The 20,119-nt window shown below is 61.6% G+C and carries 22 protein-coding genes; 8 read left to right on the top strand and 14 right to left on the bottom strand.

What is annotated here, in order from left to right:
* The first annotated feature begins 92 nt into the window (after positions 1-92).
* Positions 93-1,562: a DUF349 domain-containing protein gene (locus E5720_RS01475; RefSeq protein ID WP_136169189.1), complete on the top strand. Its 1,470-nt coding sequence runs from the start codon at positions 93-95 to the stop codon at positions 1,560-1,562.
* 7 nt (positions 1,563-1,569) lie between these two features.
* Here E5720_RS01475 and E5720_RS01480 read toward each other — a convergent pair whose 3' ends face one another.
* On the bottom strand, positions 1,570-2,166 hold the full coding sequence (locus tag E5720_RS01480; protein WP_247596125.1) for a hypothetical protein: 597 nt from the start codon (positions 2,164-2,166) through the stop codon (positions 1,570-1,572).
* The gene (gene miaB / locus E5720_RS01485) at positions 2,163-3,680 is read right to left on the bottom strand and encodes a tRNA (N6-isopentenyl adenosine(37)-C2)-methylthiotransferase MiaB (protein ID WP_168708260.1); all 1,518 of its coding nucleotides are present in this window, start codon (positions 3,678-3,680) and stop codon (positions 2,163-2,165) included. Before miaB ends, E5720_RS01480 begins: the two co-directional genes overlap by 4 nt.
* Positions 3,681-3,901: 221 nt before the next feature.
* On the opposite strand from miaB, the gene gluA reads away from it, so the two are divergent.
* The 4 genes from gluA (at position 3,902) to E5720_RS01505 (ending at position 7,191) form a co-directional block, all read left to right on the top strand.
* Positions 3,902-4,630 carry an amino acid ABC transporter ATP-binding protein gene (gene gluA / locus E5720_RS01490; protein ID WP_210730003.1) on the top strand — a complete coding sequence of 243 codons (729 nt, stop codon included), beginning with the start codon at positions 3,902-3,904 and terminating at the stop codon, positions 4,628-4,630.
* Positions 4,631-4,704: 74 nt separating this feature from the next.
* Positions 4,705-5,538: a glutamate ABC transporter substrate-binding protein gene (locus E5720_RS01495; protein WP_136169193.1), complete on the top strand. Its 834-nt coding sequence runs from the start codon at positions 4,705-4,707 to the stop codon at positions 5,536-5,538.
* A 94-nt stretch (positions 5,539-5,632) separates the two neighbouring features.
* Entirely contained in the window at positions 5,633-6,310 is a 678-nt protein-coding gene (locus E5720_RS01500) for an amino acid ABC transporter permease (RefSeq protein ID WP_136169194.1), read from the top strand.
* Positions 6,310-7,191, top strand: a complete 882-nt coding sequence (locus E5720_RS01505) for an amino acid ABC transporter permease (RefSeq protein WP_136169195.1) — start codon at positions 6,310-6,312, stop codon at positions 7,189-7,191. The genes E5720_RS01500 and E5720_RS01505 overlap by 1 nt, the downstream gene beginning before the upstream one ends.
* A 139-nt stretch (positions 7,192-7,330) precedes the next feature.
* Here E5720_RS01505 and E5720_RS01510 read toward each other — a convergent pair whose 3' ends face one another.
* The 10 genes from E5720_RS01510 to pgsA all read right to left on the bottom strand — a co-directional run bounded on the left by E5720_RS01510 (position 7,331) and on the right by pgsA (position 14,657).
* Positions 7,331-7,918 (bottom strand): regulatory protein RecX, encoded by a 588-nt coding sequence (locus E5720_RS01510; RefSeq protein ID WP_136169196.1) that lies wholly within the window; start codon positions 7,916-7,918, stop codon positions 7,331-7,333.
* A gap of 15 nt (positions 7,919-7,933) precedes the next feature.
* Positions 7,934-8,974, bottom strand: a complete 1,041-nt coding sequence (gene recA, locus E5720_RS01515) for a recombinase RecA (protein WP_136169197.1) — start codon at positions 8,972-8,974, stop codon at positions 7,934-7,936.
* A 174-nt stretch (positions 8,975-9,148) separates the two neighbouring features.
* Positions 9,149-9,343, bottom strand: a complete 195-nt coding sequence (locus E5720_RS01520) for a DUF3046 domain-containing protein (protein WP_136169198.1) — start codon at positions 9,341-9,343, stop codon at positions 9,149-9,151.
* A 24-nt stretch (positions 9,344-9,367) separates the two neighbouring features.
* Entirely contained in the window at positions 9,368-10,516 is a 1,149-nt protein-coding gene (locus tag E5720_RS01525; protein ID WP_210729933.1) for a nucleotide disphospho-sugar-binding domain-containing protein, read from the bottom strand.
* A 70-nt stretch (positions 10,517-10,586) separates the two neighbouring features.
* A complete protein-coding gene (locus E5720_RS01530; protein ID WP_247596126.1) occupies positions 10,587-11,201 on the bottom strand; it encodes a TetR/AcrR family transcriptional regulator in 615 nt (204 codons plus the stop codon).
* Between the two features lie 149 nt (positions 11,202-11,350).
* Positions 11,351-11,524, bottom strand: a complete 174-nt coding sequence (locus E5720_RS21550; RefSeq protein WP_168708261.1) for a hypothetical protein — start codon at positions 11,522-11,524, stop codon at positions 11,351-11,353.
* A gap of 163 nt (positions 11,525-11,687) precedes the next feature.
* Positions 11,688-12,479 (bottom strand): hypothetical protein, encoded by a 792-nt coding sequence (locus E5720_RS01535; RefSeq protein ID WP_136169199.1) that lies wholly within the window; start codon positions 12,477-12,479, stop codon positions 11,688-11,690.
* A 69-nt stretch (positions 12,480-12,548) separates the two neighbouring features.
* Entirely contained in the window at positions 12,549-13,364 is an 816-nt protein-coding gene (locus tag E5720_RS01540) for a PspA/IM30 family protein (protein ID WP_136169200.1), read from the bottom strand.
* A gap of 94 nt (positions 13,365-13,458) precedes the next feature.
* The gene (locus E5720_RS01545; RefSeq protein ID WP_136169201.1) at positions 13,459-13,836 is read right to left on the bottom strand and encodes a helix-turn-helix transcriptional regulator; all 378 of its coding nucleotides are present in this window, start codon (positions 13,834-13,836) and stop codon (positions 13,459-13,461) included.
* A gap of 302 nt (positions 13,837-14,138) precedes the next feature.
* On the bottom strand, positions 14,139-14,657 hold the full coding sequence (pgsA, locus tag E5720_RS01555; RefSeq protein ID WP_247596273.1) for a CDP-diacylglycerol--glycerol-3-phosphate 3-phosphatidyltransferase: 519 nt from the start codon (positions 14,655-14,657) through the stop codon (positions 14,139-14,141).
* A gap of 326 nt (positions 14,658-14,983) precedes the next feature.
* Between pgsA and E5720_RS01560 the strand changes: the two genes are divergently transcribed.
* Both E5720_RS01560 and E5720_RS01565 read left to right on the top strand, forming a co-directional pair.
* Positions 14,984-15,472 (top strand): amino-acid N-acetyltransferase, encoded by a 489-nt coding sequence (locus tag E5720_RS01560; RefSeq protein ID WP_247596274.1) that lies wholly within the window; start codon positions 14,984-14,986, stop codon positions 15,470-15,472.
* Positions 15,473-15,538: 66 nt separating this feature from the next.
* Positions 15,539-15,820, top strand: a complete 282-nt coding sequence (locus E5720_RS01565; RefSeq protein WP_136169205.1) for a YciI family protein — start codon at positions 15,539-15,541, stop codon at positions 15,818-15,820.
* Here E5720_RS01565 and E5720_RS01570 read toward each other — a convergent pair.
* On the bottom strand, positions 15,817-18,501 hold the full coding sequence (locus E5720_RS01570) for a DNA translocase FtsK (RefSeq protein WP_210729934.1): 2,685 nt from the start codon (positions 18,499-18,501) through the stop codon (positions 15,817-15,819). The two genes, E5720_RS01565 and E5720_RS01570, sit on opposite strands and share 4 nt — an antisense overlap.
* Positions 18,502-18,559: 58 nt before the next feature.
* Entirely contained in the window at positions 18,560-19,183 is a 624-nt protein-coding gene (locus E5720_RS01580; protein WP_136169207.1) for a TIGR03085 family metal-binding protein, read from the bottom strand.
* A gap of 69 nt (positions 19,184-19,252) precedes the next feature.
* On the opposite strand from E5720_RS01580, the gene E5720_RS01585 reads away from it, so the two are divergent.
* Positions 19,253-20,035 (top strand): sulfite exporter TauE/SafE family protein, encoded by a 783-nt coding sequence (locus E5720_RS01585; protein WP_136169208.1) that lies wholly within the window; start codon positions 19,253-19,255, stop codon positions 20,033-20,035.
* The last annotated feature ends 84 nt before the right edge of the window (positions 20,036-20,119 follow it).

Below are 20,119 nucleotides of genomic sequence, written 5' to 3' on the forward strand. Positions count from 1 at the left end.
GCGTCGACGGTGGAACCGGATAGTCGGAGTGTGTCCACCGTGACTTTCAGCGCGATAGAGGCAGCCGTGACGCGCGGCAGAGATGAGGAACAATGTCCGATCTTGGCGACACCACCAGCGGATCCACCGAGCAGCCCGCCCAGACACCTGGAGCGAGCACCCCGACGGTCCCAACACCGATCAACCCAGCACCGACTGCCGCAACACCGAGTGCCCCGAAGCCAGGAGCACCCAAGCCTGGGGGTCCGAAACCTGGAGCACCCAAACCAAGGATCGACGGCGGGGTTGCCAAACCTCATCCGGTGTCTTCCCACGTCCCGTCCGTCGTCCCGACGATCGCACCGCCGAGCGATCCCAGCAAGTTCGGCCGAGTGGATGACGACGGCACTGCCTGGGTGAAGACCGCGGACGGCGAACGTCAGATCGGATCGTGGCAGGCAGGAGACGCCGCCGAAGGTCTCGCACACTTCGGACGGCGCTGCGACGACCTTTCCACCGAGGTGGCCTTGCTCGAAGCCAGGCTCACTGCGGGTTCCGGAGATGCGAAGAAGACGAAGGCAGCAGCCTTGGCCTTGCTCGAAACGCTTCCCACAGCCGCAGTGATCGGCGACATCGCAGGCTTGCACGACCGCCTGGAGATCGTGGTCGAGCACTCCGAGGCCGCTGCAGCCGTCGCGAAGCAAGAGAAGGAGATCGAGCGCGCCGCACACACTTCGCGCAAGGAAGAGTTGGCAACCGAGGCCGAGCAGATCGGTAGCGAATCCACGCAATGGAAAAATGCCGGCGACCGTCTGCGAGAAATTCTCGACGAGTGGAAGACGATCCGCGGAGTGGATCGCAAGGTCGACGATGCTCTCTGGAAGCGTTACTCGAAAGCCCGTGAGAACTTCAATCGCCGTAGAGGCGCTCACTTCGCCGATCTCGATCGCGAGCGGGGTGCCGCGAAAACTCGCAAGGAAGAACTGGTCGAGCAGGCTCAGGCCCTCTCGTCGTCGACCGACTGGGGTCCCACGGCCGCCGCCTTCCGCGACCTGCTCGTCGAATGGAAAGCTGCCGGCCGCGCACCTCGCGATGCAGACGATGCACTGTGGAAGAACTTCAAAGCCGCCCAGGATGTGTTCTTCGCTGCGCGCAATTCTGCGGCGTCCGAGCGCGACGCGGAATTCGAATCGAATGCGACCGCGAAAGAAGAACTGCTCGCGAAGTACGGCAACATAAATCCGAGTAGCGACCTCGATGGGGCGCGCGCAGCTCTGCGTGACCTTCAAGAGAAGTGGGATGCTCTGGGCAAAGTTCCGCGGGACAAGATGCAGGAACTCGAAGGTCGCTTACGCGCCCTGGAAAAGTCGGTTCGGGACGCGGTGGACGCACAGTGGCGACGCACCGATCCGGAAGCGTTGGCCCGTGCTGCTCAGTTCCGCGAGCGCGTCGCTCAGTTCGACGAGCAGGCAGCCAAAGCTCGAGCAGCAGGCAAGGACAAGGACGCCAAGCGTGCGCTCGAGCAAGCGCAGCAATGGCGCGAGTGGGCCGAAGCGGCAGAAGGCGCCGTCGGCGAGAAGTAAGACGAAGTCAGAGCTTGCGGTCGGTCGGACGCCCGAGAATGGGTCCGCCCCACCGTGGGTTCTGCTCGTTCTCCGCCGCCGCGACACGTCTACGTTCTTGTGCGGCCAATTGCGCGTTGGTTTTGTTCCACACAGCCTTCAGCCACTGGAACGTCAGGACGACCACCGCGATCCACGCGATGATGAGACCGATTCCGGGTCCGCCGCCCGTAGAGTCCGTCGGCAATGTCTGCCTCGACCAGATCGACAGCATTCCGAAAACCGACGCTACGGCGCAGCCGCTCAGCGCTATCCATGCGAGTGCCCACACCCTGGTGACGAGGGCGAGAACCGAGAGCACCACGCCGAATACTGCGACGAACCCGACGAAGATTCGGGATGGCAACGCGATGGATTCGCCGAGCCCCTTGTCACTGCCGGACAGGACGTCGAATCCGGTAGCAGATCCGGCATGTGGCAACACGAAAGTGACCAGCAGCACAAGAACCAGTACGGCTACGACCACCGCCCGCGCTCCTGGGTCGATCTCCGAATCGATCTTCCGCTCCGCGGTGTCGTAATCGGGTGCGCTGCCATCTTCGCTACTGGGCCTCGACTTGGTCATGCGCTGCATCCTGTCACTACGGGCGCGGGAGCTGGGACGCCGACAGCCGGCAAGCCCAACCCGACGCCGATGGGGGCCGTCTTCGGGAGTATTCCGCGTTCGTACGCATCACCGGCAGTGGTGCGACGGTGCGAGGCAACGCCGGTGTCGGCGATGAGGTGGTAAGGAGCGGCTGCGGTGATCGTCGTGGTGACGACGTCACCGGGCCTGATCGCGGCAATCTGGTGGTCCTCGGCTCGGAAGTGAACGAGTCGTCCGTCCCTGGCACGACCACTTTTGCGATGCGTGGCGGCATTCTTGCGGCCCTCGCCGGTCGCGACCAGCAGCTCTACTTCGGTGCCGATGAGCTCGCGGTTCGATTCGAGGACGATCTCTTCCTGCAAGGCAATGAGCCGTAGATAGCGCTCCTGCACAATCGCCTTGGGGATCTGATCCTCCATATCAGCAGCCGGCGTACCGGGGCGCTTGGAGTACTGGAAGGTGTACGCGTTCGCGAACTTCGCTCGACGCATGACCTCGAGAGTCTGCTCGAAGTCCTCCTCCGTCTCACCGGGGAATCCGACGATGATGTCGGTAGTGATCGCTGCGTGGGGCATCACTTCCCGTACCTTGTCGATGATCCCGAGAAACTTGCTCTGACGATAGGACCGTCGCATCGCTTTGAGGACTCGGTCCGATCCCGACTGCAACGGCATATGCAACGTCGGGCAGATGTTCGGTGTGGTGGCCATCGCGTCGATGACGTCGTCGGTGAACTCGGCCGGGTGGGGCGAGGTGAAGCGCACCCGTTCGAGGCCTTCGATCTCACCGCAGGCCTTCAACAGGGCGGCGAACGCGCCGCGGTCACGTGGGAGTGCCGGGTCCGCGAACGAAGCCCCATAGGCATTGACATTTTGACCGAGCAGGGTCACTTCGAGAACGCCTTGGTCGACGAGGGCTTGCACTTCCGCAAGAATGTCTGCGGGTGAGCGGTCGATCTCCTTGCCGCGCAACGCGGGGACGATGCAGAAGGTGCAGGTGTTGTTACAGCCCACCGAAATCGATACCCATCCCGCGTACGGGGACTCACGCTTCGCCGGCAGAGTCGACGGAAAAGCTTCCAGAGATTCGAGAATCTCGACCTGAGCTTCGTTGTTGTGTCGCGCCCGCTCGAGCAGGACCGGAAGCGATCCGATGTTGTGGGTACCGAACACCACGTCCACCCACGGGGCCTTCTTGACGACCGTGTCGCGGTCCTTCTGGGCCAAACAGCCGCCGACCGCAATCTGCATACGCGGATTGCGCGTCTTCGCGGGCCGAAGCATGCCAAGATTTCCGTACAGTTTGTTATCCGCGTTCTCTCGAACAGCGCAGGTGTTGAAGACCACGAGATCGGCATCGGAACCTGCGTCGGCCGGCACATAGCCCGCCTCTTCGAGCAGACCTGCCAGTCTCTCCGAGTCGTGCACGTTCATCTGGCACCCGTGCGTGCGAACCTCGTAGCTCCTCTGGGTCATCTGGTCACTCGTTTCCACACTCCCAGGGTACGGCCCGGCGCGACCGTCCGGCGCCGGGGATACGCGAGATTCTCGATCCATCTCCTCGGGTTGAGTGCACCGACAGTAAAGTTTCCATTACGTAATCGAAGAATGTCGCGTTAACGGGGTTGTCGACGACCAAACTACGAATAAGGTTCTGCCCTATGACGCATGCCACCGACGCGCCGGCTTCCGATTCAGTTGCCGACCGACCCTCCATGATCTCCCTGAAATCGGTAGACAAGCATTTCGGTGATCTGCACGTCCTCAAGGACATCAACCTCGAGGTCCCTACCGGCCAGGTCGTCATCGTGGTCGGACCGTCCGGGTCCGGGAAATCGACGTTGTGCCGAACGATCAATCGACTCGAACCCATCGACTCCGGTTCCATCGAGGTCGACGGCTCGGTCCTTCCTGCCGAAGGCAAAGCCCTCGCCGCGCTTCGCGCCGACGTCGGGATGGTCTTCCAGTCGTTCAACCTTTTCGCGCACAAGACCATCCTCGAGAACGTCATGCTCGCGCCTCTCAAGGTGCGCAAGCTCAAGAAGGACGAGGCTCGCAAAGCCGCCCAGGCACTGCTCGAGCGTGTCGGTATTGCAAATCAGGCCGACAAGTATCCGGCTCAGCTCTCCGGCGGGCAGCAGCAGCGGGTGGCGATTGCTCGCTCACTCGCCATGAACCCCAAAGTGATGTTGTTCGACGAGCCGACGTCCGCTCTCGATCCCGAAATGGTCAACGAAGTTCTCGACGTGATGACGTCTTTGGCCAAGGAGGGCATGACGATGCTCGTCGTCACCCACGAGATGGGATTCGCGCGCAAGGCCGGAGACCGTGTCATCTTCATGGCCGATGGCGCAGTCGTCGAGGACACCGACCCCGACAGCTTCTTCACCGCACCGAAATCCGAACGCGCCAAGGACTTCTTGGGCAAGATTCTCGGTCACTGACCGACAATTGCTCTTTCTCGCCACACTCTCGTCGCACGTAACAACACGTGAAATCAACATGGAGGATTAAACCAGTGAGAATCACTCGCTCGATCCGTCTAGGGGTCGGCATCGCCGCACTCGCCGTCGTCGCTACCGCCTGTGGTGGGGGCGAAGAAGCCCGCAACGTCAGCAGTAGTGCTGAGAACGGCAACCTGATCGTCGGCATCAAGTTCGATCAGCCCGGTCTGGGCCTCCGCAACCCGGATGGTTCCTTCAGCGGCTTCGACGTGGAGGTGGCCAAGTACGTTGCGGGCCAGCTCGGAGTGTCGGAGGAGAACATCGAGTTCAAGGAATCCCCGTCGGCTCAGCGTGAGACGCTGATCCAGAACGGTGAGGTCGACTACATCGTCGCTACCTATTCGATCACCGATACGCGCAAGGAGAAGGTCGGGTTCGCCGGACCGTACTTCGTCGCCGGCCAGTCTCTGCTGGTTGCCGACAGCAATACCGATATCACCGGGCCCGAGTCACTCAGCGGTGGCAAGAAGCTGTGCTCGGTCACCGGATCCACGCCTGCGCAGAACATCGCCGACGAGTACCCAGGCGTTCAGCTCCAGCCGTTCGACACCTACTCGGCCTGTGTCGAAGCACTGCGTAATGGCGCAGTCGACGCAGTGACGACGGACGACATCATTCTCGCCGGTTACGCCGCCCAGTACCCGGGCGAATTGAAGGTTGTCGGCGAGCCCTTCACCACCGAGAACTACGGAATCGGCTTGTCCAAGGACGACACCGAAGGACGTAACAAAATCAACGACGCCATCGAGGAGATGGTGTCCAGCGGGGCATGGAAGACTGCGTTCGAGGAGACCGTAGGACCTTCCGGTTACCCGCTTCCGGTACCGCCGACCGTCGACCGCTACTGACGCTCGCCGACGTCGGGGCCCGGGCAACTGCAGTTCGAGTAACTCGCCGCCCCGACGCCGGTCGAACCGCCCACGCCGATAGGACATCCCTCCATTGAACTTATTGAGCAAGTACGGCGATCAACTCGTCGACGCGTTCATCATGACGATCAAGCTGACGGTTCTGTCCGCCGTGGGTGCATTGATCCTCGGCACGATCATCGCGGCGATGCGCGTTTCGCCTATCCCTGTCGCACGCGGCATCGCGGTCGCTTACGTCACGATTTTTCGTAACACTCCATTGACGCTGATCATCCTGTTCACCTCGTTCGGCTTGTATCAGACGATGGGAGTCAATCTTGCTCCGGAGAATTCGCCGACATTTTTGGTGGACAACAACATCCGGCTCGCGGTTCTCGGCCTGAGCGTCTACACCGCGTCGTTCGTCGCAGAGTCGTTGAGGTCCGGCATCAACACCGTGCCCGTCGGCCAGGCGGAAGCTGGCCGTTCTCTGGGCATGACGTTCACCCAGAACATCACGATCGTCGTTCTCCCCCAGGCATTCCGCGCCGTCATCGCACCGCTTGGCAGTGTCTTGATCGCGTTGACCAAGAACACGACCATCGCCTCCGTGATCGGCGTCGCGGAAGCATCCCTGCTGATGAAGACGATGATCGAGAACGAAGCTGCAATCTTCGTCGTCGGTGGAATCTTTGCGCTCGGCTTCGTCGTCCTGACGCTTCCGACCGGACTCCTGTTCGGGTACCTCAGCAAGCGATTGGCGGTGAAGTGATGAGTGATGCTGTAGCTGTTCTCTACGATGTCCCGGGGCCGAAGGCGAAACTGAGGTACCGGATCCTCTCCGGTGCCGTGCTGCTCGTCTCTCTGGGGATCGCGTATCTCATCTACTTGGCGCTCGATTCCAAAGGTCAGCTGACAGCTGACAAGTGGGATCCGTTCGTCACTGCCAGCACGTGGACTACGTATCTGCTTCCCGGCATCAAGGGAACTCTGATCGCGGCGGCACTTTCGATCGTCTTCGCGTTGATCCTCGGCGCTGTTCTCGGTATCGGCAGATTGTCCGACCATCGAGCCATCCGCATCGTCAGCGGTGTGCTGGTCGAACTGTTCCGCGCAGTTCCGGTGCTCATTCTGATGATCTTCTTGTACGCGGTCTATGCCGAGTATCAAGTCTTCAAGGTCAGTTACCTCGCTCTGGCTGCAGTGGTAACCGGTCTGACTCTCTACAACGGCTCTGTGATCGCCGAAATCGTTCGGGCCGGTGTCAACTCGCTACCGAAGGGGCAAACTGAAGCGGCCGACGCTTTGGGCATGCGCAAGAACCAGGTCATGCGAATCATCTTGCTGCCTCAGGCGATCACAGCGATGCTGCCGGCAATCATCTCGCAGATGGTGGTTGCACTGAAGGATTCGGCATTGGGCTACATCATCGGCTACGTCGAAGTGGTGCGCGCAGGTCAGCAGGTCGGTGCGTTCTATGGGAACTACCTGCCCTCGCTCGTCATCGTTGCGGTCATCATGATCGCTATCAACTCGCTGCTCACCAAGCTGGCAACGGTTGTCGAGCGTCGATTGCGTCAGAAGAAGCGGAAGACAGGTGGGACTGTACTGGCAGCGTCGGACTTCGGCGGGGGTCCCGCAGGCGCAGCCTGAATTCCCGCAGGCGCAGCCTGAATTGTTGGATTGCGCTGGCCACCGAACAGGCCGGTCTCGCACCGAGAGAAGAAGCCCGCAACACGTTTCGGTGTTGCGGGCTTCTTCGGTATCGATGGCGACCGATTCGGGTGGACGATCACCCGAACTCGTCACCGTCGAAATCTTGGGTATCGAGATGGTCCGAGTCCTCGGTCCCGATCCGCGCCAGTTCGGCTTTCACGATTGCGTATGCCATTCCTGCCGAGTAGCCACGCCGAGCGAGCATTCCAACTAGTTTTCGCGCAATCTTGTCTCGTTCGGCACGGACATCGGCCCCGGTTCCTGCGGGCACTGTCAGGTTGCGGCAGCGCTTGTGTACAAGTTCAGTTGCCCGCGTCCGCTCGTCCTCGGCGTCTATTTGATCGAGAGCGTTGAGAGCATCCTCATTGCTGACACCTTTGGTACGCAGTTCGACGCTCAGGGCCCGCTTGCCTTTGCCCGAGTAGGTATGGCGTGAATGCACCCATTGCTCCGCAAAGGCCTGGTCATCCACAAGGTTCGCGGCTTCCAGCCTCGTCAGGACTGCATCCGCCACTTCCGGACTGAAACCCTTCTTGCTCAGACGAGTCTCGAGCTCGTATCGGCTCCGTGCACGATCGGTGAGGAGCCGAAGGCAGACATCTTTCGCCTGCGCTTCGGTGCCGCCGCCGTCATTTCCTTGTTCTTGTTCGGATCGCTGTTTCACAGCGGGTCACCCGTGTCAGAACTCGACCGGAGCGGCCTTCTCGTCATCGACAGCCGTGACGTCGGCACCGATCTGCAGCTTCTCCATGATCTTCTTCTCGATCTCGTCACGGATATCGGGATTCTCGAGCATGAACTTGCGGGCGTTCTCCTTGCCCTGACCCAGCTGATCACCGTCATAGGTGAACCAAGATCCCGACTTACGGATAAATCCGTGCTCGACCCCCATATCGATGAGCGAACCTTCACGGCTGATGCCCTTGCCGTAAATGATGTCGAACTCCGCCTGCTTGAACGGCGGCGCAACCTTGTTCTTGACGACCTTGACGCGGGTGCGGTTACCGATTGCTTCGGTACCGTCCTTGAGCGTCTCGATGCGCCGGATATCGAGGCGGATTGAGGCGTAGAATTTGAGCGCCTTACCACCCGTCGTAGTTTCGGGTGAGCCGAACATGACGCCGATCTTTTCGCGCAGCTGGTTGATGAAGATGACCGTGGTGCCGGAGTTGCTCATGGCACCGGTCATCTTGCGTAGCGCTTGGCTCATCAGTCGGGCCTGAAGACCGACGTGACTGTCACCCATTTCGCCTTCGATCTCGGCTCGGGGTACGAGAGCGGCCACCGAGTCGATGACCACGATGTCGAGAGCGCCCGAACGAACCAGCATGTCCGCAATTTCGAGCGCCTGCTCACCCGTATCCGGCTGCGAGACGAGCAATGCGTCGGTATCGACACCGAGCTTCTGCGCGTAGTCAGGATCGAGTGCGTGCTCAGCGTCGATGAAGGCAGCGATTCCGCCGGCACGCTGCGCGCTGGCCACAGCATGAAGAGCAACGGTCGTCTTACCCGAGGACTCCGGACCGTAGACCTCGACGACACGGCCACGCGGCAGCCCACCGATACCGAGCGCGACGTCCAGAGCAATGGAACCGGTGGGGATGACAGCAATAGGTTGGCGGACCTCGTCACCGAGGCGCATCACCGATCCCTTACCGAAATTCTTGTCGATCTGCGCAAGTGCGAGATCGAGTGCTTTGTCGCGATCGTATGCAGCCATCGTGATCTCCTCAGTGTGGTCTGTGACAGCGTGGTCTCGTTGAGCGTGTTGTCGGTAACGGTAGAGCTGGGTACCGACAAGAACTGCCCGAGACCGCTGTGTAACCGAATGACATCAGCATAGGGGAACACCTGTTCGATTGCATCAGGTGGCTCCCGGACACGCCGCAGAGAATCACCACCGGGATTTGGGCACGTCGAATTCACTACACAGAGCACGCCATACATCGCGGGGATCGACACCTGCTTCGATCGCTTCCGCTCCCGTCATGCCGTTGAGACCAGTGATGACGTGATCGACCAGCATCGAGTCACCACGCATCCGGCCGAACTCCTCGACGAGCAATTCCTGGAACTGGGTCAATCGCACTGGACAACCGTAACCGAGGACGCGTCACCGCAGAACGTCGCGGCACACCTCTACGGGATCCTCCACCTCGGCGGCACTCGCCGACGCCGAGCGTGCAGCATTGGTGAAACTTTCGCCCCCGAGGACACGGAGGACGGCGTCCGCGATTGCTCCAGGGGTCGGCGGACGAACAACGACCGCGCTCCCCTGCCGCGCCGCGCGGTTGGCCAGTTCCCATTGATCTCCACCACCGGGGATCGCGACGACGGGGACTCCATGGATCAGGGCTTTCGCCAACAACCCGTGCCCGGACCCACAGATGACGACGTCTGCGTGGTCGAGGAGATGGTCCTGTCGGCCGAGCCCCGCGGTAGCCCAGCCCGGTAGTTCGGCCGGGGGCTCGTCGAGCATCGAGGCGACCAACCGCACCCCGCGCCCCGCAAGGCCTTCCAAGGTTGCCTCGAGCATTCCCTGGGCGCCGGTGAACGCCGTCGACGGAGCCACCATGACCACAGGACCGTCGCCAGGCGGAATCGGCAGGGCTTCCGTTGTCGGCTCCCACAGCAGCGGCCCGACGACATGCGCCTCGACCGGCCAGTCCGGCCTCGGAACCTCCAGGGCTGGGATGGTGGCGATCAGGCGCGCAGCGGGCCCCGGATCTTCGGCGGACAGGCCGACACCGACACGTGCGGCTCCGCGCTGGGACTTTCCCTGGGCTATGGATCTGCCGGTTGCGGCACGCATCAACGTGTCCCGTAGTCGACCCCGGACACCTGTCCCCGGGGCAAGGCCGCTCCCGATCGGAGGCAATCCCTTCGAGGGTGCGTACAACGGGTGCGGTGACAATTCCACCCACGGTATGCCGAGCCGTTCGGCGGCCAAACCGCCTCCGGCGGTGAGGATGTCGGACACGACCAGATCAACGTCGGCATTCTTCAGATCCGGCAACAGTTCGGTGGAGATGAAAGCTGCCCGCGAATGAATCCGCTGGCCTGCATCCATATCGTCGTCCTCGGGCCGCGGTGTCAGCCCTTTGAGCAACCGAGTGTCGATACCGACGGCCGTGGCCGCATCGATCCACCTCGAACCGGTGAACAGTATCGGCAGATCACCTGCGGAGGCGAACAAATGGCACAGCGCAATAGCGGGAAAAGCATGTCCCGGGTCGGGGCCGGCTACCACAGCTACTCGCACGCCGCTCAGAGTGCCATACCCACGTGGTCGCCGAGTACCTGCCTGCTCGAAGCCGAGTCGGCGTCGGGCATCACGGATCGAGCGGACGCAGGTACGACTCCACGGCGTAGGCGAACTCGACGACCAGATCGTCACCCGGGATCCGGCCCGACACCATCTCTGCCGACTGCACAGCGGACTGGACCATCAACAGCAACACGGTCGCCATATGACTCGGTACGCCATCGCGGATAGACGAATCTCGTTGGCCACCTTCGATGATGGGCACCAAGCCGTCGATAATCAGCGATTGACTCCTACCGAGGCGGTGCAGGATGTAGGTGGCCAGGATTTCGGGATCGGAACGGAGGATTTTGACGAACAACGGATGGATGCGTATGCCGTCGGCTACCGCCGAGACCGAGGACGTGATCTGCCTACGGGCCGAGGCATCGGGATCGAATCTCGGAATCACCGCGCCGATCTCGCGTGTCAGCAGGCTGGAGACCACCGCTCGGGTATCGGACCAACGCCGGTAGACGGTCGGACGGCTGACCTTTGCCCGACGGGCGATCTCGGCCAGAGTGGTCCGGCGGACCCCGTATTCGAGAATGCACGAGCGTGCAGCGTCGAGCACCTGATTTTCGACCGAGGAAATGGCGATGTCGTCGGCGAAGGTCTCGCCCAGTTCGGCCTGCTGGCTCACTCCTGCACCCCGTTCATCTCCGCGATTCGTTTGCTGATCCAACGGGTTCACTGAACATTGCACGTACCCGGTTACACACACGATCGATGTGCAAAATTGTAGTTCATGTGCGACTGCCCGACCGTCGAGCTCCCCGGCTGATCGCGGATCTAGAGCTTGGTCAAGTCTCGGTTCTCCTTACCAGCGACTGCCTTGACCAACCAGTACAACCCGAAGACGATGGCGCCAGCGACGGCAATCGCGAACAGTCCTTTGATTACTGCTCCGAAGACGGCGAACGCGAGCCATACCAAAGCGATGATGCCGAGGATTTTCCAGAACATTTTTTCATCTCCCTTTCCTTGTGCCGACACCGATCCTGACATGCCGGACATGCGAAATCACCGGGTCGGCAACGAGATCAGGGAAAGATGGGTGATGTCCCCGACGTGGTCCTGTTCAGACATGGTCCTGTTCAGACGTGGTCCTGTTCAGACGTGGTCCCACTCAGGGGTGACGGCGCCGGATCTCGGCTAGTTCCTCCAGCGCGAAGGCCCAGCCCTGGAGGCTGTCCGTAGCGGACGAAAGCTCTGCGCGCCGGGCAGCGACCGCACTCGATGGCATTCCTGTCGGAGAGGTAAGCCGCGCGGCCGCTTCTACGAGTTCCTCGTATTGATCCACACCGGCTTCGAGTTCGGCGGCAGCTCCACTGATCGAGCTGGTCAGATGGACTCCGGCTCGTGTGTTGGACTCCGCTGCACGCTCCATCGCGACTATGTCTGTTGCCATGTCGGTCAGCGCGGCGGCCGCGGAGTAGGCCACCTCGGTGGTCTCCAGAATATCCTCGGAGGCGATCGATTCGGACCTCAGCAGAACTCCGGTCAGCTCGTACAGGCTCCGTTGCGCACCTGCCAAGCGGTTCATCGACGTAAATGCAGACGAGTGCCGCGCAGGAAGGATGCTCTTGCCCGGCTTCCGAGCCGGCAGCGGCTCGGACTTCAACTGCTTGTATCGGGTGATCGCGAAAACAGTGGGTACGGCGAGGAGTGCGGCGCCGCCGCCGGTTGCGATCATCGTCCATTCCGGCGCAGACGCCACGGCAAGCCCGGCGGTCGACAGCGCGGAAGCGCCGGTGGCTCCGCCGAACCACGATCCACGACGGCGTGCTCGACGAACTCGCCGAATCTGCTTCTGACGAGGATCGTTCCATCTACCTGCGGCCTCGATGACGGACTCGCCGATTCGGCGTGCCGAGTCTGCAGCATCCTTGGCGGCCGAGATCGTGCTGGAAACAGACATGGCCGACCACGTAGGTGGTCGGCCATGTTGTTGTTTCGTCATACTTGCACAATCCAAGTCGTATACGCGTCAGTGCTGCGCAGGTGGTTCTGGAGTTGCATTGGGAGACTTGGCAATCGACGGCTTGGATGTTCCCGTCGCGTTACCGGATGGGAGCGAGTCACCTGCCATCGAAGCGCGGATCTGCTCGAGACGGCTGTGCCCAGCCATCTGAACCGACGCCTGCTGCACCTCCATCATCCGACCCGACACGGTGTTCTGCGCCAGTTCGGCCGAGCCGAGTGCATCTGCGTAGCGACGTTCGATCTTGTCGCGAACGGCATCGAGGCTCGGGGTATTGCCTGGCGCGGACAGCGTGCTGTCCATCGAGCGGAGTGATTCGCTGACCTTCTCCTGCATCTTCGCCTGCTCGAGTTGGCTGAGCAGTTTTGTACGCTCGGCCACCTTGGCCTGTAGCGCCATCGCGTTCTGCTCCACGGCCTTCTTTGCCTGCGATGCGGCCTGCAAAGACTGGTCGTGCAGGACCTTGAGGTCCTCGACACCTTGCTCGGCAGTAACGAGCTGAGCTGCGAATGCCTCAGCAGCATTGGTGTACTGCGTCGCTTTGTCGACATCGCCTGCAGAGGACGCCTGGTCGGCAAGTGTGACTGCCTGGCGAGCGTTCGCATTCAGCTTCTCGACCTCGTCGAGCTGACGGCTCAGCTTCATCTCCAGCTGACGCTGGTTGCCGATAACCGAGGCCGCCTGCTGAGACAGCGCTTGGTGCTGCCGCTGTGCATCCTCGATTGCCTGCTGAATCTGAACCTTGGGGTCGGCCTTCTCGTCGATCTTGGAATTGAAGAGCGCCATCATGTACTTCCAGGCTTTGACGAAAGGATTAGCCATGGGTTGATCCTGCCTCCATCTTTGGCGCCGCGTTACACGCGTAGTGGGTGAACAAGCACGTGTGGAAAAGGATACTGGTTGCGGCTATCCGGTGTCAGGCTGCTGCGAGTGCACGTGCAGGCGCAGGGATGACGACGCGAGTTTCACCCGCAATACGTGGCGACCCGTTACCGCTCTTCTTCGACCCGGTGTCGGCATTAGGCAGCGCGATGCCGTCGGCCGTCGAGGCGGATCCGGTGGACACGAGCAACGAGTCACTGACGTCGCTCATCACGTCGGACAACGGAACCGCCAACGCGGTGCAGATGGCGGCGAGCAGCTCGCTCGACGCCTCTTTCCTGCCCCGTTCGACTTCCGACAGATATCCGAGGCTCACGCGCGCGGTGTTCGAGACCTCGCGCAGTGTGCGACTCTGTGCGACGCGAGTGCGCCGCAGACTGTCGCCGAGTGCTTCACGCAATAGCAGCGCCATCTCGCTCCTCCTCGTTCGAATCCATATCTTTCGAAATAATGTCTCGTTCGTTTTCAGCTACATCGACCATCTTCAGCTACAACGCTGGGTGGGGCCCGATTGGTTCCCGACCCTATACGTCGCCGCGCCGGCTCACCCGTCGAAACAGCTCCGAGATCGCACTACGGACTGTATCGCGTCGGATGGTCCGACGGTCGCCCGACAGTCGGAGTTTGTGCACCTGAGTCCCGTCGGGGCTCGCGACGGCGACGCAGACCGTCCCCACCTCGTGACCGTCCCGACCCGTCGACGGGTCGGGACGGTCACGACTTCACCCGCCGGCGCAGGCGAATGGCCTGGACCACGTAGTCGAGTCCGGTGTAGACCGTCAAGAACACCGCCAAGCCCATCAGTGCGACGGATACCCCTCGCACCGCGTCAGGCAAGGGCAGGAGATACATCCCGATCGCAAAACTCTGCACCAAAGTCTTCAGCTTGCCACCGCGTCCCGCCGGAATCACACCGTGCCGGATCACCGCGAATCTGACGAGTGTGATGCCCACTTCACGTGCCGCGATCACCACGGTCACCCACCAGGGGAGGTCTCCGAGGATCGACAGTCCGACGAGTGCAGCACCGATCAACGCCTTGTCTGCGATCGGATCCGCGATCTTCCCGAAATCGGTGACCAACCCGTACTTGCGGGCGAGCTGCCCGTCGATCCGGTCGGTGATCGCCGCGACAGCAAATACCACCGTCGCACCGATACGCCATCCGCTGTCGTGACCGTCTCCGACGAAGAGGACAGCGAGAAACACGGGAACGAGAGCAATCCGGAGCATCGTCAGTATGTTCGCGATGTTGACGATCGGAACAGGTTCGACGTCCCCAGTGCTCGAGTTGCTGTGTGGCAGATTCGGGCCGGAAGCCAGGGGTTCGCTCATACCGTCGAGCCCTTGATGCCGGTACGCCGACAAAGGTGTCCTGATTCATTTCGGACCAGTTCGGTTACGGACACACGAAAAGAATATCCGTTGCGACGTTGACTACTGTTCACCACATGACTTCTGGGCCGAACCGGGCGAGTCGACACCACGTCGACGGAACGTCCGACAACGCACTCGACACGGCACTCGAACGCCGCGAGACCTCTCGCCCCGGCGACGACGTGGTCGTCCGCCGTGCTCGAACCTCCGACATTCCGGAGATCAAGCGACTGATCGACATCTACGCCGGGAAGATCCTCCTCGAGAAAAACCTGGTAACGCTGTACGAAGCGGTTCAGGAGTTCTGGGTCGCCGAACGCGGGGACACCGTCATCGGCTGTGGTGCGCTCCACGTCTTGTGGGCCGACCTCGGTGAAGTTCGCACGGTCGCGGTGGATCCGGCAGCCAAGGGCCTCGGTGCCGGTGGTCTGATCGTCGATACCTTGATTCACGTAGCCCGCGACCTGGCTCTCCAGAAGCTGTTCGTGCTCACCTTCGAGGTGGACTTCTTCACGCGGCACGGCTTCCTCGAGATCGAGGGAACGCCCGTCACTGCCGAGGTCTACGCCGAAATGTGCAGGTCGTACGACACCGGTGTCGCAGAATTCCTCGACCTGAGTTACGTGAAGCCGAACACCCTGGGCAACACACGAATGCTGCTCCCCCTCTGAATCGATCAGACCCCCTGGAACAATCCAGGGCCAGCTCGATTCGCCTACACCGAAAGACGAAACATCATGGCACTGTTCGCCGTTGTCTACACCTACTCCCCCAGTACGACCGCCGGGCGAGACACTCATCGCGCCAACCATCGTGCCTGGCTTGCAGACCTGCTGGAGAAGAAGACCCTCATCTCCAGCGGCCCTTACACCGATGGAAGCGGCGCTTTGATCGTCGTCGACGGCACCGACGTCGACTCGGTGAAGACATTGTTCGCGCAAGATCCGTTCGCCACCGAAAACTTGATCGAGACGTCGGTCGTCACCGAGTGGAAACCGGTCATGGGTGCGTTTGCCTAGTCATCGTCGGAGGGCGCCTCGTCCGGGTCTCCACCTCGGATAGACCACAGCAACCCGTCGAGTTCGTCGGGCTTGATCAAAACCTCGCGAGCCTTCGAGCCCTCACTTGGCCCGACGACTCCTCGGTTCTCCATCAGGTCGATCAATCGCCCGGCCTTGGCGAATCCGACGCGCAGCTTGCGCTGCAACATCGAAGTCGAACCGAATTGGCTGGTGACCACCAGTTCGACGGCCTGGAGCAGGACGTCGAGATCATCGCCGATGTCGGGATCGACGTCGTTCTTCTGCGACGCTTTGGCCGCGGTGACTGTCTCGTTGTACTCCGGCTCTGCCTGGTTCTTGGCGAAGTCGACTACTGCCGAGATCTCTTCATCGGTGATGAAGGCACCCTGTAGACGAGTCGGTTTACCTGCACCCATCGGTAGGAAGAGCGCATCACCCATACCGATGAGCTTCTCGGCGCCGGGCTGATCGAGGATGACGCGAGAGTCTGTGAGCGAGGACGTCGCGAACGCAAGACGTGAGGGCACGTTGGTCTTGATCAGACCGGTAACGACGTCGACAGATGGTCTCTGCGTGGCAAGGACGAGGTGGATTCCTGCCGCGCGGGCCTTCTGGGTGATACGGACGATGGCATCTTCGACGTCACGCGGAGCGGTCATCATCAGGTCCGCGAGCTCGTCGACGATCGCGAGAATGTACGGATACGGCCGGTAGACACGTTCACTTCCGAGCTGCGCAGTGATCTCACCGGATCGCACCTTCTTGTTGAAGTCGTCGATGTGCCGGACCTTGTTGATCTGCATATCCTGGTACCGCTGTTCCATCTCCTCGACCAGCCATGCCAATGCTGCCGCTGCCTTCTTCGGCTGCGTGATGATCGGGGTGATCAAGTGCGGAATGCCTTCGTACGGCGTCAGCTCGACCATTTTCGGGTCGATCAGGATCATGCGAACCTCGTCCGGCGTCGCGCGTGCGAGTAGCGAGACGAGCATCGAGTTCACGAAGCTGGACTTACCGGATCCGGTGGAACCGGCAACGAGAAGGTGTGGCATCTTCGCCAGGTTGGCGCTCTGGAAGTTTCCTTCGATGTCCTTGCCGAGTCCGATCACCAGCGGATGATGATCCTTACGGGTCGATGTCGCGGTGAGTACATCGGCGAGTCGGACCATCTCGCGGTCCGAGTTCGGCACCTCGATGCCGACCGCAGATTTCCCTGGAATCGGAGCAAGCAGGCGCACGTTGTCGGTTGCGACCGCGTAAGCGATGTTGCGCGCGAGTGCGGTGATCTTCTCGACCTTGACACCGGGCCCGAGTTCTACCTCGTACCGGGTGACGGTGGGTCCACGGGTGAACCCGGTTACGGCGGCATCGATTTTGAATTGGTCGAGCACCTCGGAGATGGCCTCGATCATCGTGTCGTTGGCCTGGCTACGAGTCTTGGGTGGATCGCCGTCGATCAACAGTGACAGCGGAGGCAGCGTGTAGTCCCCGTCGACGACGCGGTCGACGACGATTTTGTCTTCCTCGGCTTCGGGCTTGGGCTCGACGGCCTTGACGATCGGCTTGGGCTTGGGACGGGCGGGAGGTGAGGGAGGTGCAGTTGGCGCCTGTGTTGCAGGTTCCATGACCTCAGTGGGCTCGTCGACCGAGGTCGCTACTTTTCGTGCCCGAGGCTTCTTGACCGGAACATATTCTTCGGTCGGGTAGTTGCCGTACGGATCGGCGTCCGGTCCGTCGGTGGGGTATCCGTCGGCGTCGAATCCGGAGCTGTTGTGGTCGCCGTATTCGTCGCTGAAGTCGGCCCCGAAGTCTGCTGGGTCGTAGTCTCCATATTCATCGCCTCGACTGTCCGTGCCGAACAACGAACGCAGACGATCCGGGATGTCGCGGACCGTGGTTCCGGTCAGTAGAAGCACACCGAACAGACCTGCCAGCAGGAGGAGCGGGACAGCGAGCCAGACAGTCAGACCGTCGGTGATCGGACCGCCCGCGACGTACCCGACGAAACCGCCACCCTCGGAGCGGCCGGCCGAGTCGGCCGGTGAACCTGCAGCCAGATGCCACAGGCCGAGGATCGGGAGTGTAACCAGGATCGACCCGAGAACCAGTCGCGGACGGATCTCCGGATTCGGTTCCGAGCGCATCAGGATGACCGCGACCGCGAGTCCGAGTGCCGGCACGATGTAACCGGCTTCCCCGATGACGGCGCGGACCGCGATCGCGATCCCCTCCCCCACAGGCCCGCCTGCACTGAACCACACGGCAGCCGCAACGACGACGCACAGAGCAATCAGACCCAGCGCGATGCCGTCGCGTCGGTGGCCGTGGTCGATGTCCTTGGCCTTGCTGACGGTTCGAGTCGTGGCGCCGACCCCTTTGGCTGCCATCGACCACGTAGAGGAAATTCCGCGTCCGACGGCAGAGACCACACCACCGGCGTTCTTCTTGGCCGGTCGACGAGCACCCCCACGAGAACCGGTGCCTCCACGCGCCGGCGCTGCCTTGCGTGCCGATGGCGCCTTGCGTGCCGAAGGTGACGTGCGTGGGGCTGTGGGCTTACGTGGTGTGCTCACTGTGCGCCCCCCGGAAGACTTGCGTGATCCCCCCGAGGCCCGCGACGTCGATGAGGCACCGGTGCCGCCGGTACCCGAACTTCGAGTGCTGGTCTTTCCTGCCATACCCCTAGGTTAGTCGCAACGGCACCTTCGAAACCATCCGCAACACGAGCAACAGGGCTCAGACGCTCCGATCGAGCGCGTCGAGCGCCTCGACATCGCGAGGATCACCCTCCTTCTCGAGCTGCACAGCGCTCCGACCGAATGCATGCAGCAACAGTTCCGAGGGTGGTCCGATCAGGGTCACCTGACCGCGTGAGCTCTTCTTGACGGTCACGGACCGCCCATCGGTCGTACGCAGCTCGACACCGACCGGAGATCGGCGATAGGACTTGCGCCCGATCAACCCCACAGTCGAGAACAATTTGTCTTCCATCGCTTGCGGCAAAGTTCGCGGTGACCACTCGGGCTGCGCGCGACGCAGGTCTTCATGATGAACGAACATTTCGCCGACGTTGATCAACGGATCGAGGATCTTGAACGGTGACCAGATGGGCGGTCCCGTCCGAATGTCCTCGACCAGTTTGTCGAAAGGCCTGGCAGCTACCTCGCTCTGGACCTTCTCGGTGTACCCGGCGAGAAAGGGAATCAAAATTCCAGGTGCGGCATCCAACCGACGCTCCCTAACGACGAGGTGCGCGGCCAGATCACGGCCCGTCCACCCACCACACAGCGTCGGTGTGTCCTCCCCCAACTTTTCCAATGTACGTACTAGGGCTGCGCGTTCATCCTGTGCAAGGCTCACATCGAACCACCGTACGTGGGTATGTCCCCGGCGCACAGTCTTCGGCGCGGCGTCCGTAACCTCGGTTCGGTGCCTGTATCGGAAATTCTCGTCATTCTCGTAGCGGGCTTCGGTGCTGGAGCCATCAATGCCGTCGTCGGTTCCGGAACTCTGATCACCTTTCCGACTCTCGTCGCCTTCGGGTATCCCCCGCAGATCGCGACGATGTCGAATGCGATCGGATTGGTCGCCGGTAGCGCCTCCGGAACGTGGGGATATCGACGAGAGCTCGCAGGACAGTGGCACCGGTTGCGCTGGCAGATACCCGCATCGTTCTTCGGTGCGCTAGTCGGCGCGTGGCTGCTGCTGCACCTGCCCCCGTCCGTCTTCATTGCGGTGGTTCCAGTACTTCTCATCGCCGCCTTGGTCCTCGTGGTCCTCCAGCCCCGCATCCAGGCATGGGCCAGGCGCCGCTCGGAGGCGGCCGGTGAAGCCGCTGACCATGTCAGCCGGGCGAAGCTGATACTGCTGACCATCGGGACATTCGTGGTCGGAATCTATGGCGGCTATTTCACTGCAGCGCAGGGAATCCTCCTGATCGGCGTCATGGGGGTGCTGCTGCCCGAGTCGATACAGCGAATGAACGCGGCCAAGAACTTGCTCTCGCTCATCGTCAACGTCGTCGCGGCGCTCGCCTACACGATTTTCGCGTTCGACCAGATCAGCTGGGCTGCAGCAGGTTTGATAGCAGTCGGATCGGTCCTAGGAGGGTCGGTGGGTGCGCGATACGGAAGACGCCTATCACCATGGGCATTGCGGAGCGCAATCGTCGTCCTGGGCCTCATCGGACTGTGGCGGCTGATCTTCGCCTAGTCCTTCACTCGGAGGTGAAAGCAGACAACTCCGCCCCGCAGCTCTCGTGCTTCTGCGGGGCGGAGTCGGTCCGAGACGAAAAGA

Source organism: Rhodococcus sp. PAMC28707 (genome assembly GCF_004795915.1).
Classification (GTDB): Bacteria; Actinomycetota; Actinomycetes; order Mycobacteriales; family Mycobacteriaceae; genus Rhodococcoides.

Coding starts and splice junctions, on each gene's coding strand:
- E5720_RS01475 (WP_136169189.1), top strand. CDS start 93: ATGTCCGATCTTGGCGACACCACCAGCGGATCCACCGAGCAGCCCGCC.
- E5720_RS01480 (WP_247596125.1), bottom strand. CDS start 2,166: ATGACCAAGTCGAGGCCCAGTAGCGAAGATGGCAGCGCACCCGATTAC.
- gluA (WP_210730003.1), top strand. CDS start 3,902: ATGATCTCCCTGAAATCGGTAGACAAGCATTTCGGTGATCTGCACGTC.
- E5720_RS01505 (WP_136169195.1), top strand. CDS start 6,310: ATGAGTGATGCTGTAGCTGTTCTCTACGATGTCCCGGGGCCGAAGGCG.
- recA (WP_136169197.1), bottom strand. CDS start 8,974: ATGGCTGCATACGATCGCGACAAAGCACTCGATCTCGCACTTGCGCAG.
- E5720_RS21550 (WP_168708261.1), bottom strand. CDS start 11,524: ATGTTCTGGAAAATCCTCGGCATCATCGCTTTGGTATGGCTCGCGTTC.
- E5720_RS01535 (WP_136169199.1), bottom strand. CDS start 12,479: ATGTCTGTTTCCAGCACGATCTCGGCCGCCAAGGATGCTGCAGACTCG.
- E5720_RS01540 (WP_136169200.1), bottom strand. CDS start 13,364: ATGGCTAATCCTTTCGTCAAAGCCTGGAAGTACATGATGGCGCTCTTC.
- E5720_RS01545 (WP_136169201.1), bottom strand. CDS start 13,836: ATGGCGCTGCTATTGCGTGAAGCACTCGGCGACAGTCTGCGGCGCACT.
- pgsA (WP_247596273.1), bottom strand. CDS start 14,657: ATGCTCCGGATTGCTCTCGTTCCCGTGTTTCTCGCTGTCCTCTTCGTC.
- E5720_RS01565 (WP_136169205.1), top strand. CDS start 15,539: ATGGCACTGTTCGCCGTTGTCTACACCTACTCCCCCAGTACGACCGCC.
- E5720_RS01570 (WP_210729934.1), bottom strand. CDS start 18,501: ATGGCAGGAAAGACCAGCACTCGAAGTTCGGGTACCGGCGGCACCGGT.